Raw genomic sequence first — 13,080 nt, forward strand, 5'->3', positions numbered from 1 at the left:
CCGGGGCAAAGCGTCAACGGGTCCCCTGCCAGGCGCGGAGGCGCTGACAGGGGCCCCTCCTTCCGAAACTCTCAGGAAAGACTCAGCCGGCGCAGATCGTCGTCGGCCGCGACCCGGTAGACGTCCAGGCGGTTGGCGCCGGCCCGGAACAAGGAGTCGTCGGCCAGCAGCGCGGCGAAGCGACGGCCGCCGGGGTCCGCCGGCACCACCGGCACGACGGCCCCGACCCGGCCGTTGACCGCCACCGCGAGCAGCGTGCCGTCCGGGACGGCCGGCGGGACGGTGCCCCAGACCAGGGCCGGCAGTTGGCCGCTCGCCGGGTCGACGGCGGCGAACGCCGCGAGGTTGGCGACCCGGACCGTGCCGCCGCCCGGCCGCTCCCCCACGGTCGTGCCGACCAGCGGGTGCGGCCGCGGCGCGGGCGGCGGGGCGGGCACCCCGCCGGGGAAGGTGACGGGCTCGCCGGGGCGGTCGTAGAACCGCTTGTCGGCGCGCTCGCGCGCCGGGTGTCGGGCGGAGCGCCCGTCGACGGGCCAGGGGATCCGCACCCCGGCGGCGTCGGCGACGGTGGGCAGCAGGTCGACGTGCTCCCAGTTGCGGTCGTCGATCCGGCCGGCCCGCTGGCCGGGTTCCTTGACGAACGTCGGTACCCAGGTCACCTCCCCGGGCGCCGCCCGGATGGCGTCCATCCCCCGCCCCTGGAAGCCCCTGGTGAAGCTGACCCCGTGGTCGGCGGTGACCACCAGCAGGGCCCTGTCGTACAGGCCGGTGGCGCGCAGGGTGCGCAGCGTCTCGCCGATCAGCCGGTCGGTGTACGCCAGCTGCGCCAGGTGCCGCTGCCGGGCCAGCTCCACCCAGCCGTCGCCGTCGTTCGGCAGGTCCTGCGGCGCGTCGTACCGGGCGCCGGACGGCAGGTACGTCCACGGCGGGTGCGGCATCAGCAGGTGCAGGAAGTGCAGGGTGGGCCGGTCGCTCGGGCGCAGCCCCGCGAGGAAGGTGGTGAACCGGGCCGGCTGGTTGTCGTTCAGGTTGGCCCAGCGGAAGCGCGGGTCGGCCGGCGCCGGCTCGGCGGCGTCCAGGCCGGCCTCGGCGGCGGTCAGCTCGCGGTAGGACTCCTCCGGGTCGATCCGGCTGTCCACGGGGGCGGCGAGCTGGCCCAGCAGTCTGCCGCTCTCCCGGACCAGGGTGCCCAGCCCCTGCGCCGGGCTGACCGGCTGGTCGCAGCGGCTGGGCGGGCAGAGCCGGGTGATGCTCTCCTCGGCGCGGATGTCGTACAGGCCGCCGAGGGCGGTGAACAGGTTGTCGGGATACTGCGAGTAGTGCGGGGCGAGCGGCTGCGCGGGATACCGGCCGGTGAGCATGGCCGGCAGCGCGTACGGCGTCCAGCCGCTGACCCCGGTGGCGTTGCGGTACCAGGTGGAGGCGGCGGCCAGCTCCGCGAAGTGCGGGTAGCGGGCGGCGTCGATCCGGCCGTCCGGGCCCAGCAGGGAGACCAGCGGCAGCTCGTCGAGGACCAGCATGACCACCGGCGGGTGCTCACCCGGCCCCGCCACGGCGGCGGCGCCGGAGTGGCCGCGCGGCAGCACCACCGCCGAGGCCGGGGAGGCGAACAGGAACAGCGCCACGAAGACCAGCGGCCCGGCCGCGGCCACCCGCAGCACCCGGCCCGGCCCGCGCCACCGCCGGTGGGCGGCCGCCCCGGCCGCGCCGGCCACCGCCGCCACCAGCAGCAGCGGTACGCCCCGCAGCGGCGTGGCCTGCCGCCCCACCTGGACGGCGAGAGCCGCGAGCAGCAGGCCGACGAGCCCGGTGTGCACCGCCGCCCGCACGACCCGCCCGGCCAGCCGGCTCGCCACCCCGAGCAGGGCGACCGGCAGGGTGGGTGCCAGGGCGACCAGCGCCACCAGGGCCAGGATCTCGCCCTGCGTGGCCCGGTGGAACAGGAAGAAGTCGGGGCTGCGCCCGAGCACGTCGAGCACCGGCTGGGTGACCACCAGCCCGACCAGCGCGACGACCTCCAGCAGCCGACCCAACTCGGGCCGCCACCAGCCGGGGCCGCCGGTGCGGCCAGGGGCCGGGGCGGAGGCCGCCGGGTCGGGCGTCGGCTGGTCGGGTGCCGGGGCGGAGGCCGCCGGGTCGGGCGCCGGGGCGGGTGCCGGGGCGGGGGCCGGCTGATCGGGCGCCGGGGCGGGGGCCGGGGGTGCCGGGGTCGCGTCAGCCACCCACCACCGCCTGGTACAGCGTGCGGGTGCCACAGGGCAGCTCGACCCGCCGCTGCACACGGCACCGGGCGGCGAGCAGCCGCGCGAACTCCTCCGGGTGGTAGTCGGCGAAGAGGCCGGCCGGCTTGTTGGCCAGCAGGCGCCGGGCCATCGGGTCGTCGGGGTGGACGAACTCGACCACCAGCCGGCCGCCCGGGGCGCAGGCGGCGGCGAGCTGGTCGACCACCTCGGCCAGCGGCACGTTGCGCCCGATCGCCAGGTGGTGGACCACCGCCAGGGCCAGGACCAGGTCCGCGCGCGCCCGGTCGGTGAAGCCGGCCCGCTCGACGCCGCGCCAACCGCCGCCGGGCGACGGGTCGGCCAGGTCCATCACCAGCGGCAGGATCCGCCGCTCGTACCCGGCGCGCAGCGTCGCGTACAGCTGGTCGACCACGACCGGGTCCTGCTCGACCGCGACGACGTAGCCGGCGTGCCGGGCGGCGATCCGGGCGTACCGGCCGTCGTTGGCGCCGAGATCGAGCACCAGGCCGGGACGCGGGCCGTCGGCCAGCGCCACCTCGACGAACCGCTCCTTGGCCGCCCGGTCCTGCCCCGAGTAGGTGCAGGTGCGCTGGTAGTCGACCCAGTGGGTGGCGGAGACAGCGGGCCGCAGCCGGCGGACCAGCCGCTCGATGCGGCGCACGGCGGCCAGGGCCAACTCCCGGGAGTACCCGGCCGTGCGCAGCTGGGCCCGGACCTCGCTGGTGCTCGCGGTGGCGTGCCGCCGCTGCATGGCGCCGTGCAGGTGCACGTGGGTGGGCACGCCGGACCGCAGCCGGCGTGCCCCGCCGAAGAGCCGCCGCATCTGCTCCGGGGGGATGCCGTCCACCTGCGCGCGCAGCCAGGGCTGGAAGTCCACGCCGAGGTGGGCGGTGAGCAGCAGCGGGTAGAGCATGGTCTGGCAGAACTGCCGGTACCCGGCCCACGGCTCGCCGTCGCGGGCGGACTCGAACGAGCCGACGTCGATGAAGACCGGCCGGGCGCCCCGCCACTGCAGGTTGTAGGCCGACCCGTCCTTCGTGGTGAAGCCGGCCGGCAGCGCCGCACGCAGGATCTCCAGGTGCAGCAGCGCCGCGTCGCGCAGCATCCCGAACGACCACTCGTACGGGTGGGAGACGAACGGGATGCGCTCGTGGCGCAGCACCGCCGCCCACGGCGTCCCGTCCGGCGTCGGGAACCGCGCCGGCTCGACCGGCTCGGTGCCGCACACCTTGCCCGCGGCGAGCAGGGCCGGGAAGAAGTCGCTGGCGGCCAGGGCCTGCCACTGCTCGGCCGCCCGGGCGCGCAGGCCACGCAGCACCTCGCCACCGGAGTAGAAGACCTGGTTGTCGGGGTCGCGGAACGAGCCCGGCTCGACCCGGACGTCGGTGTCGGAGACGATCATGCGCCGCGCCCGGTCAGGGGCGGTCGGTGGGCTGCCGGCGGAACCGGGCCCTCAGCCGACGCCAGTAGAGCTTGGCGGCCACCGCCGCGCCGGCCGCCCCGCCGACCACCGCCTGCACGATGAGGCTGCCGGATCCCGCGTCCAGGTAGGCCAGGTGCATCACGGCCGTTCCTTCCCCTCGCCGTCGTGTGGGACCGGCGGACCCGGGCGCACCACGCTGGGGTGTTTCGACCCGGAAAGCCGGACTTGTTCCTTTGCCACCGTACGCTGCCCGACCGTCCCGCGTAGCCCACACCGACCACCCGGCCCGCGTCCGATTCGTTCAAGACGCCGGGCCGGGCCCGGCCGTACGGTTCGCGGCATGACACCTCGTTTCGACCTGATCGGCATGGCCGTCACCGACATGGCCCGCACCCTCGACCTCTACCGGCGCCTCGGCGTGGAGATCCCGGCCCGCGCGGAGACGGAACCGCACGTGGAGGTCGCCCTCCCCGGCGGCGTACGGCTGGCCTGGGACGCGGTCGAGATGGTCCGCACCTTCGACCCCGACTGGGCCCCGCCCACCGGCAGCCCCCGGATCAACCTGGCCTTCCGCTGCGCCGACCCGGCGGAGGTCGACCGCCGCTGGGCCGAGCTGACCGGTGCCGGGTTCCACGGCCACCTCGCGCCGTGGGACGCGTTCTGGGGCCAGCGGTACGCGGTCCTGCACGACCCGGACGGCAACGGCGTGGACCTGTTCGCCCCGCTGCCCGCCTCCTGACCACAGCCGCAGCCCGCAGCCGCCCGGCCCCGCCCGCTCCGGCGCCGCCCAGCCTCCGCCCGCCCCGGCTCCGCCCAGCCTCCGCCGCCCCGGCCCGGCTCGGCCCGGTGATCAAGAGCTTTGCGTCACCCTTCGCGCCGCCGATGACGCAATTCTCTTGATCACCGCCCCGGCGACCGCTGCCCCGGCAACCGCTGCCCCGGCGACCGCTGCCCCGGCGACCTCGCCACGGGTGGCGGGTCAGCCGCGCAGCAGGGTGGGCGGGGCAGCCGCGCAGCAGGGTGGGCGGGGCAGCCGCGCAGCAGGGTGGGCGGGTCAGCCGCGCAGCAGGGTGGGCGGGTCAGCCGCGCAGCAGGGTGGGCGGGTCAGCCGCGCAGCAGGGTGGGCGGGTCAGCCGAGCAGCAGGGTGGCGGGCGGGAGGCCGGCCAGGTCGCGGACGTCCCGGGTCAGGTGGGCCTGGTCGGCGTACCCGGCCCGGGCGGCGGCCTCGGCCAGCGGCACCCCGGCGCGGGCCAGGTCGAGGGCACGGCGCATCCGCAGGATGCGGGCGAGGGTCTTCGGGCCGTACCCGAACAGGTGCCGGCAGCGGCGGTGCAGCGCCCGCGCCCCGAGCCCGACCTCGGCGGCGGCCGCCGCGACCGGCACCCCGGTGGCCAGCCGGGCGGTCAGGCGCGCACCGAGCGGATCGGCCCCGCCGGCGGCGCGCAGCCGGTCCCTGGCCAGCGACTCGAGAACGGCGGCCGGCCGGCCGGCGGCGGCCCGCTCGGCCGGCGCGGCGGCCGAGGGCCCCCACAGGTCGGCCAGCGGCGCCCGCCGGTCCCGCAGTTCGTCGGCGGGCACCCCGAGCACGGCCGGCGCGGCGCCGGGCGGCAGTCGCAGGCCCACCCAGCGCTCCCCGGGCCCGCTCACCGACAGGTGCGCGGTGCGGTCCGGACCCGCGACGAGCAGTCCGCGCCGGCTCGACCAGAGCAGGTCGACGCACCCGTCGGGCAGCACCCGGACGGGCGCGACGCCGTCGCTGACGCTCTCCCACACGACCGCCCCGCCGACGACCCGGCTGGCCCGCTCCCGGTACACGCCCCCCACCCTGCCACGCCACCGCCGCGCCTCGAAGGTTGATCATGGGGTTGACGGTCGTTACGGAGCGCGGAACCGCCGCCAACTCCATGATCACCGGGCGCCGGCCGGGCGTCAGGGGCGGCGGTGGTGCATGGCGGCGCGCAGCAGGACGAAGCGCAGGGCCGTGGCGGCCAGGTTGCTCGCCACCAGCACCGCCAGCTCCAGCAGGCGGGGCGGGGCCGGTGCCGCGGAGTGCAGGACCGCCAGGGAGCCGCTGGTCAGGGCCAGGCCGAGGCCGAAGGCCAGCAGTCCCTGGACATGGTGCCTGCCGGCGTCCCGGCCCCCGCTGATGCCGAAGGTCAGCCGCCGGTTCGCCGCCGTGTTCGCCACGGCGGTCAGCAGCAGCGCCACCAGGTTCGCCCACTGCGCCCCGAGCAGCCCGCGGGTGCCGACGAACAACGCCAGGTACGCCAGCGTGCTGGCCGCCCCGACCGCCGCGAACCGGACCACCTGCCGGGGCAGCCCGACGGGGACCCGGGCCGGCGGCGGTGCCAGCGGGGCCCGTCCCAACTGCTCGCGCAGCTCGGCCAGCGGCAGCGCTCCGGTCAACAGGGCCCGACCGAGCCGGCCGATGCCGCGCAGGTCAGCCAGGGCGGTCGCTGCGATGTCGACGCGGCTGTCCGGGTCGTCGACCCAGTCCACGGGCACCTCGTGGATGCGCAGCCCGGCCCGCTGGGCCAGCACCAGCAGCTCGGTGTCGAAGAACCAGCCGGTGTCCCGGACCAGCGGCAGCAGCCCGGCCGCCACCTCGGCACGGATCGCCTTGAAGCCGCACTGCGCGTCGGAGAAGCTGACCGCGAGGGTGCCGCGCAGCAGCAGGTTGTAGCCCCGGGAGATGACCTCCCGCCTGGCGCCCCGCACGACGCGGGAGGTGCGGGCGAGCCGGGTGCCGATGGCCAGGTCGGAGTGCCCGGAGATGAGCGGCGCGACCAGCGGCAGCAGCGCGGCCAGGTCGGTGGACAGGTCCACGTCCATGTACGCGAGCACCGGCGCCGGGGACGCCGACCACGCCGCGCCCAGCGCCCGGCCCCGCCCCTTGGCGTCCAGGTGCAGCACCTCGACCTCCGGCAGCCGCGCGGCCAGCTCCTCGGCCACTGCGAGGGTGCCGTCGACGCTGGCGTTGTCGGCGACGGTGATCCGGAACGGGTACGGGAAGTGCTCCGCGAGGTGGGCGTGCAGCCGACGCACGCAGGGTCCCAGGTCGGTCTCCTCGTTGTGTACGGGGATCACCACGTCGAGCACGGCCGGCGGCGCGGCCACCCGGGTGTCCACTGCGGAGCGGGGATCAGTGGAGCTGGTCATGTTCTCATCCCTCCGCGGTGGGGCTGGTCAGGTCGTACACGGTCACGCCGTCGACGGTCCGGGCGGTGAAGTGCTGCGCGACCCAGGCGGCGATCTCCTGCGAGGCCGAGCTGCCCCCGTTGGCGCGGAACCCGGCGCCGCCGATGAACCAGTGGATCCGCCCGTCGGCGACGTAGCGCTGGAACTGGGCCAGCGTCGGGGCCGGGTCACTTCCGTTGAACCCGCCGACCGGCATCACCGGGTCACCGGTGGCGAGTTGGTAGCCGGAGGCGTTGTTCGAGCCGACGGTGGCGGCGGCCCAGGTGTAGCGGTCGCTGTCCTGCTCCAACAGGGCGCGCAGCGCGGCGCTGGGCTCCCGGGAGTCGAGCAGGCCGCCCATGCCGCCGCCCCGCTCGGCGCGCCCGTCCCCGCCCGGCACGCCGGGAGCGCCGGGGGACTGGCCGCCGCCGGGGGCGCCGGGGAACGGGCCGCCGCCGGGGGCGCCAGCAGCCTGCGCCGGGGCCGGGTTTCCGCCCGCCGCGGCCGGCGGCTGGCCGCCGTCGCGGGCCCACAGGCCCGGGAACTCACCGTTCGGCATCCGTCCGCCCGGGAAGCCGCCCCGCCCCGGGCCGAACCCGTTCGTCACCGCCGGCCCGGCGCTGGGGATCGAGCCGGTGTGCGGCGTCCCGGCGGTCTGGATCGAGTACGCCACCGGCCCGGCGAGCGCCGCCGCCGCGCCCAGCGCCAGCACCACCGGGGCGACCCGGCGGGGCAGCCAGACGACGAGGACGAGCAGCGCCACGGCGGCGAGGCCGGTCACCAGGACGGTCGCGCGCAGCCAGGGGTACCAGTCCGGGCTGCGACCGAGCAGCCGCCACGACCACCAGGCGGTGACGGCGAGGGCCACGGCGAGGGTGAGGGTGGCCACCAGCGGCCGCCGGCGGGCCGGCGCACCGGCCGTCCCGCCTGCCCCGGTGCTGCCGTCCGCGCCGGCGGCCGGGGGCAGGCGGTCCGCGTCGGCGGCGTGGGGGGCACCGTCCGCACCCGAGGCGGGGGCGGCACCGTCCGCACCCGAGGCGGGGGCGGCACCGTCCGCACCCGAGGCGGGGGCGGCACCGTCCGCACCCGAGGCGGGGGCGGCACCGTCCGCACCCGAGGCGGGGGCGGCACCGTCCGCACTCGTGGCGCGGCGCCAGAGCAGGGTGGTGCCGATGCCGACCAGCGCGCCGACCGCCGGGGCCAACGCCACCGTGTAGTACGCGTGGAAGATCCCTGACATGAAGCTGAAGACGCCGCCGGTGACCAGCAGCCACCCGCCCCACAGCAGCAGCCCGGCGCGGGTACGGTCGGTGCGGGACGCCCGGCCGGCGAGCACCAGCCCCGCGGCGAGCAGGATCAGCGCGGCCGGCAGCAGCCAGGAGACCTGGCCGCCGACGTCGGTGTCGAACATCCGGCCCAGCCCGGTCTGCCCCGAGAACGGCCCGCCCCCGCCGACGCTGCCCTCCTCCTCGCCGGTGATCCGGCCGAGGCCGTTGTAGCCGAGGGTCAGCTCCAGGATGCTGTTGCCCTGCGATCCGCCGACGTACGGGCGGGCGCCGGCGGGGACCAGCTCGACGACCGCCACCCACCAGCCGGCGGCAACCACCAGGCCGAGCCCGGCGGCCAGCAACTGTCGGACCCTCCGCCACAGGCCCGTGGGCGCGGCCAGCAGGTACACCCCGGCGAAGACCGGGACCACCAGGAACGCCTGGAGCATCTTGGTGAGGAAGCCGAACCCGACCAGCACGCCGACCGCCACGATCCACCGGGTGCTCGCGGCCTCCAGGGCCCGGACGGTGGCGTACGCGGCGAGGAGCAACAGCAGCACCAGCAGCGCGTCGGGATTGTTGAACCGGAACATCAGCGTCGCCACCGGGGTGACCGCGAGCACCGCGCCGGCGAGCAGCCCGGCGGCCGGGCCGTACCAGCGGCGGACGGCAGCGAACAGGACGCCGACCGAGGCGACGCCGAGCAGCGCCTGCGGGACGAGGACGGCCCAGCTGTTCAGGCCGAAGAGCCGCACGGACAGGGCCATCAGCCACAGCGAGGCGGGAGTCTTGTCGACGGTGATGGAGTTCCCGGCGTCCGAGGAGCCGTAGAAGAACGCCTTCCAGCTCACCGAGCCGGCCTGCACCGCCGCCGAGTAGAACGAGTTCGCCCAGCCGGACGCGCCCAGACCCCAGAGGTAGAGCACGGCGGTGGCGACGAGCAGGGTCACCAGCGCCGGTCTCGCCCAGGACGGCTGGGCACGCCCCGGCGGGGCGGCCGTGGCGGTACGGGCCGGCGCCGGGGCACCCGCGGTGCGGGCCGGCGTCGGCGTGGTCGGGAGAGTGTCCGTCGTCTGCATGCCGGCAAGCCTGGGCGGCCCTGCTTGCCGCGTCCCATGAGCGACCTATGCGTCCGCTGTGGAGTCCGCGGCCGCCGGGGCTGTGGAGTCCGCGGCCGCCGGGGCTGTGGATTCCGCGGCCGCCGGGGCTGTGGAGTCCGCGGCCGCCGGGGCTGTGGATTCCGCGGCCGCCGGGGCTGTGGATTCCGCGGCCGCCGGGGCTGTGGATTCCGCGGCCGCCGGGGCTGTGGATTCCGCGGCCGCCGGGGCTGTGGATTCCGCGGCCGCCGGCAGGCGCACCGTGAACACGGTGCGGCCCGGCCGGCTCGCCACCTCGACCCGGCCGTGGTGGGCTTCCACCACGGCGGCCACGATGGCCAGGCCGAGGCCGGTGCTGCCGTGCGCCCGGGAGCGGGAGCTGTCGCCGCGGGCGAACCGCTCGAAGACCTCGCCCTGCAGCCCGGCGGGGATGCCGGGTCCGTCGTCGGCGACGTCGAGGGCGACGCCGCCGGGCACGGCCGCGAGCCGGGTGGTGACGGTCGTCCCGGGTGGGGTGTGCACCCGCGCGTTGGCCAGCAGGTTGGCCACCACCTGGTGCAGCCGGGCGGCGTCGCCCGGCACGACCAGCTCCGCCTCGGGCAGGTCGAGCTGCCACCGGTGCTCCGGGCCGGCGACGTGCGCGTCGCTGACCGCGTCGACGACGAGGGCGGTCAGGTCCACCGGCTCGACGGCGAGGGGCCGGCCGGAGTCCAGCCGGGCCAGCAGCAGCAGGTCGTCGACGAGGCTGGTCATCCGGGTGCTCTCCGACTCGACCCGGCGCAGCGCGTGGGCCACGTCGGGCGGGACCCGGTCCCGGCCACGCCGGGCCACCTCGGCGTACCCGCGGATTGCCGCCAGCGGCGTACGCAGCTCGTGGCTGGCGTCGGCGACGAACTGGCGTACCCGGGTCTCGCTGGCCTGGCGGGCGGCGAGCGCGGCGGCGACGTGGCCGAGCATCCGGTTGAGCGCGCCGCCGACCTGGCCGACCTCGGTGCGCGGGTCGGTGTCGGCGGCCGGCACCCGCACGGACAGGGCCACCTCGCCCCGGTCCAGGGGCAGCTCGGTGACCCGGGTGGCGGTGGCGGCGACGCGGCGCAGCGGGCGCAGCGTGGCCTGGATGATCAGCGCGCCCAGGGAGCCGGCGACGAGCAGGCCGGCGGCGGCGACCCCGGCCTGGGCGAGCACCATCGCCCAGACGGTCTGCTCCACCTCGGTCAGCGGCAGCGCGAAGACCAGCACGTCGCCGTCAGGCGACCGCCGGGCGACGGCGCGGTAGTCGCCCTGCGCGCCGAGCTCCACCGTGCGCGGCCGGCCGTCGGCGGGCAGCCGGGCCAGCGGGGCGGCGGTGTCGGTCGCGAGGGTCTCGGTGGAGCTGGTGGCGGTACGGATGCGCGCCGCGTCGATCCGGCCGTCCGCCAGCCGGACGGCGATCGACCCGGTCGGGTACCCGGGCGGCGGCTCGATCTCGCGGCGCGACTCGACCGCGCCGGCGAACCACGGCGGCCGGGCGTCACGCCGCCGGTCCCCGGCCGTGAGCTGGTCGTCGACCTGACCCACCAGGTAGTGCCGCAGGGCCACCGTGGTCAGCCCGCCGATCGCGACGCTGACCAGCGCGAACAGCGCCACCACGGCGGCCACCAGCCGGGTACGCAGCGAGCGCCCGGCCAGCCAGCGGCGCAGCCGGTCAGTCGGCCGGCTTGAGGACATACCCCGCGCCCCGCAGCGTGTGGATCATCGGCTCCCGCCCGGCGTCGATCTTCTTGCGCAGGTACGAGATGTAGAGCTCGACGACGTTGGCCTGCCCGCCGAAGTCGTAGTTCCAGACGTGGTCGAGGATCTGGGCCTTGCTGAGCACCCGCCGGGGGTTGCGCATCAGGTAGCGCAGCAACTCGAACTCGGTCGCGGTGAGGGTGATCAACTGCCCGCCCCGGCGCACCTCGTGGCTGTCCTCGTCCAGGCTGAGGTCGCCGACGGTGAGCACCGCCTCCTCGCGGGCGGCGATCGCGAAGCCGGAGCGGCGCAGCAGCGCCCGCAGCCGGGCGATGACCTCCTCCAGGCTGAACGGCTTGGTGACGTAGTCGTCGCCGCCGACGGTGAGCCCGGCGATCCGCTCCTCCACCGCGTCGCGGGCGGTGAGGAAGAGCACGGGCACGGTGGGGCTGTGCTCGCGCAGCCGGCGCAGCACCTGGAAGCCGTCCAGGTCGGGCAGCATCACGTCGAGCACCACCGCGTCCGGCTGGAACTGCCGGGCCGTGTTGAGCGCCGCCGTCCCGGTGCCCGCCGTGCGGACCTGCCAGCCCTCGTAGCGCAGCGCCATCGAGAGCAGGTCGGCCAGCGTCGACTCGTCGTCGACCACCAGCACCCGCACCGGTTCCCCGTCCGGCCGGCGCAGCTCGATCCGGCCCTGCGCGGCCTGTCCCTCCATGACCATGCCCCCATCGTGGGACGGCGGCCTGTACGCCACCCCGGCGGATCCTGTGTACCAGCTGTGTGGTCAGGGCCGGGCCCGGCCGCGTGGGTCACTCGGTCATGCCGAGCGCGTCGGTGCGGACGAAGCGCATCGTCCAGACGCCGGTGGCGTCCCGCCGGTCGCGCTCGTAGAGGTGGTCGGCCTGGGTGCCGGCCGGTGCCGCGGAGCCGTCCGGGTGGCGCAGCACCCACCGCGACGGCGGCGTCCCGTCCGGCCCGGCCGGCACCTCCCGCACCAGGTCGTGGGCCGGCCCACCGACGAAGCGTACGGTCACCTCGGCCATCGCCCCTCCGTCCCGCCGCCGGCCGGGGCGCCGGGCGGATCGCCCCTTCCGACGGAAGCTACCGCACGGGCCGGGCCGGCGGGAGCTCGGTTTGCCCAGTTGGGGGGCCGGGTACGGGCGGAAGGGGCACGTGGCGGCGGACGAGGCGAGGAGCGGTCGATGAGGACGCTGGACGGGCGGTACGAGCTCGAACAGCGTATCGGGGTCGGCGGGATGTCGGAGGTCTGGCGGGCCCACGACCGGGTGCTGGACCGCGCCGTCGCCGTGAAGCTCATCTCCCCCGGCCGGGACGGGGACGGGTCGGTGGAGCGGATCCGGACCGAGGCCCGCTCGGCGGCCCGGCTGGTCCACCCGAACGTGGCCAGCGTGCACGACTTCGGCACCGCCGAGGCGCTGCCCGGGCTGGCGGTGCCGTTCATCGTGATGGAGCTGGCCGAGGGCGAGACGCTGGCCGTGCACCTGCGCTCCGGGCCGTTGGACTGGCGCATCGCGGTGCGGGTGTGCGCCGAGGTCGCGGCGGCCCTGGCGGCGGCGCACGCGCACGGCATCGTGCACCGCGACGTGAAGCCGGCCAACGTGATGCTCACCCCGACCGGGGTGAAGGTGCTGGACTTCGGCATCGCCACCCCGGCCGGCGCGGCCGACGAGCTGCCGGACGGCATGGTGGTGGGCACGCCGGCGTACCTGGCGCCGGAGCAGTTCGAGCGGCAGCCGGCGACGCCGGCCGCCGACATGTACGCCCTCGGCGTGCTGCTCTACTACTGCCTGGCCGGTCGGCTGCCGTACCCGGCCGACAGCACCACCCAGTTGCTCGGGGCGCGCCGCCGGCAGCCGCCACAACCACTGCCGGCGGTCGACGGCCTACCGTCCGAGGTCGCGCAGCTGTGCGGGCAGCTGATGGCCGACGAACCGGCGCGCCGGCCGACCAGCCTGGTGGCCGCGCTGCTGCTGGCCGAGGCGGTGGACGCCCGGGTGTACGTGCCGATGCTGGCCGCGGCCCCGCCCCGGCAGCGCGGCGAGCGGGTGTCCCCGTGGACCGCGCAGGCGGCGGCCGAGGCGACGCAGGCCGCGGCACTCGGCGAGCGCGCGGCACCCGGCGAGCGCGCGGCACCCGGCGA

9 protein-coding genes and 2 pseudogenes are annotated in these 13,080 nt (G+C 76.9%); 2 read left to right on the forward strand and 9 right to left on the reverse strand.

The genetic code is table 11. From position 1 onward, the window contains the following. Nucleotides 1-71 precede the first annotated feature (71 nt). The 3 genes from ABGB16_RS12945 to ABGB16_RS12955 are packed head-to-tail and all read right to left on the reverse strand — an operon-like array spanning nt 72 to nt 3,808. Nucleotides 72-2,222, reverse strand: a complete 2,151-nt coding sequence (locus ABGB16_RS12945; RefSeq protein WP_347668257.1) for a sulfatase-like hydrolase/transferase — start codon at nt 2,220-2,222, stop codon at nt 72-74. Further along, nucleotides 2,215-3,645 carry a class I SAM-dependent methyltransferase gene (locus tag ABGB16_RS12950; protein WP_347668258.1) on the reverse strand — a complete coding sequence of 477 codons (1,431 nt, stop codon included), beginning with the start codon at nt 3,643-3,645 and terminating at the stop codon, nt 2,215-2,217. Before ABGB16_RS12950 ends, ABGB16_RS12945 begins: the two co-directional genes overlap by 8 nt. A 13-nt stretch (nt 3,646-3,658) precedes the next feature. Beyond that, the gene (locus tag ABGB16_RS12955) at nt 3,659-3,808 is read right to left on the reverse strand and encodes a hypothetical protein (protein ID WP_347668259.1); all 150 of its coding nucleotides are present in this window, start codon (nt 3,806-3,808) and stop codon (nt 3,659-3,661) included. Between the two features lie 198 nt (nt 3,809-4,006). Here ABGB16_RS12955 and ABGB16_RS12960 point away from each other — a divergent pair, with 198 nt between their 5' ends. Continuing rightward, nucleotides 4,007-4,405 (forward strand): VOC family protein, encoded by a 399-nt coding sequence (locus ABGB16_RS12960; protein WP_347668260.1) that lies wholly within the window; start codon nt 4,007-4,009, stop codon nt 4,403-4,405. A 390-nt stretch (nt 4,406-4,795) separates the two neighbouring features. Here the strand turns inward: ABGB16_RS12960 and ABGB16_RS12965 are convergent, their stop codons facing one another. The 6 genes and pseudogenes from ABGB16_RS12965 to ABGB16_RS12990 all read right to left on the reverse strand — a co-directional run bounded on the left by ABGB16_RS12965 (nt 4,796) and on the right by ABGB16_RS12990 (nt 11,962). Then, a complete protein-coding gene (locus tag ABGB16_RS12965; RefSeq protein WP_347668261.1) occupies nt 4,796-5,482 on the reverse strand; it encodes a helix-turn-helix domain-containing protein in 687 nt (228 codons plus the stop codon). Between the two features lie 114 nt (nt 5,483-5,596). Further along, the gene (locus ABGB16_RS12970; protein WP_347668262.1) at nt 5,597-6,826 is read right to left on the reverse strand and encodes a glycosyltransferase; all 1,230 of its coding nucleotides are present in this window, start codon (nt 6,824-6,826) and stop codon (nt 5,597-5,599) included. 4 nt (nt 6,827-6,830) lie between these two features. Then, the gene (locus ABGB16_RS12975) at nt 6,831-9,191 is read right to left on the reverse strand and encodes a glycosyltransferase family 39 protein (protein ID WP_347668263.1); all 2,361 of its coding nucleotides are present in this window, start codon (nt 9,189-9,191) and stop codon (nt 6,831-6,833) included. 267 nt (nt 9,192-9,458) lie between these two features. Next, nucleotides 9,459-10,916: pseudogene (locus ABGB16_RS12980) on the reverse strand (ATP-binding protein); the annotation flags it as partial. Further along, nucleotides 10,894-11,634, reverse strand: a complete 741-nt coding sequence (locus tag ABGB16_RS12985; RefSeq protein WP_347668302.1) for a response regulator transcription factor — start codon at nt 11,632-11,634, stop codon at nt 10,894-10,896. The gene ABGB16_RS12985 and the pseudogene ABGB16_RS12980, both read right to left, overlap by 23 nt. Nucleotides 11,635-11,728: 94 nt before the next feature. Further along, nucleotides 11,729-11,962 (reverse strand): hypothetical protein, encoded by a 234-nt coding sequence (locus ABGB16_RS12990; protein ID WP_347668264.1) that lies wholly within the window; start codon nt 11,960-11,962, stop codon nt 11,729-11,731. Nucleotides 11,963-12,121: 159 nt separating this feature from the next. Between ABGB16_RS12990 and ABGB16_RS12995 the strand changes: the two are divergent. Further along, nucleotides 12,122-13,039 (forward strand): annotated as a pseudogene (locus ABGB16_RS12995) (serine/threonine-protein kinase); the annotation flags it as partial. Nucleotides 13,040-13,080 lie beyond the last annotated feature (41 nt).

This window comes from Micromonospora sp. B11E3 (genome assembly GCF_039871625.1).
Taxonomy (GTDB): domain Bacteria; phylum Actinomycetota; class Actinomycetes; order Mycobacteriales; family Micromonosporaceae; genus Micromonospora.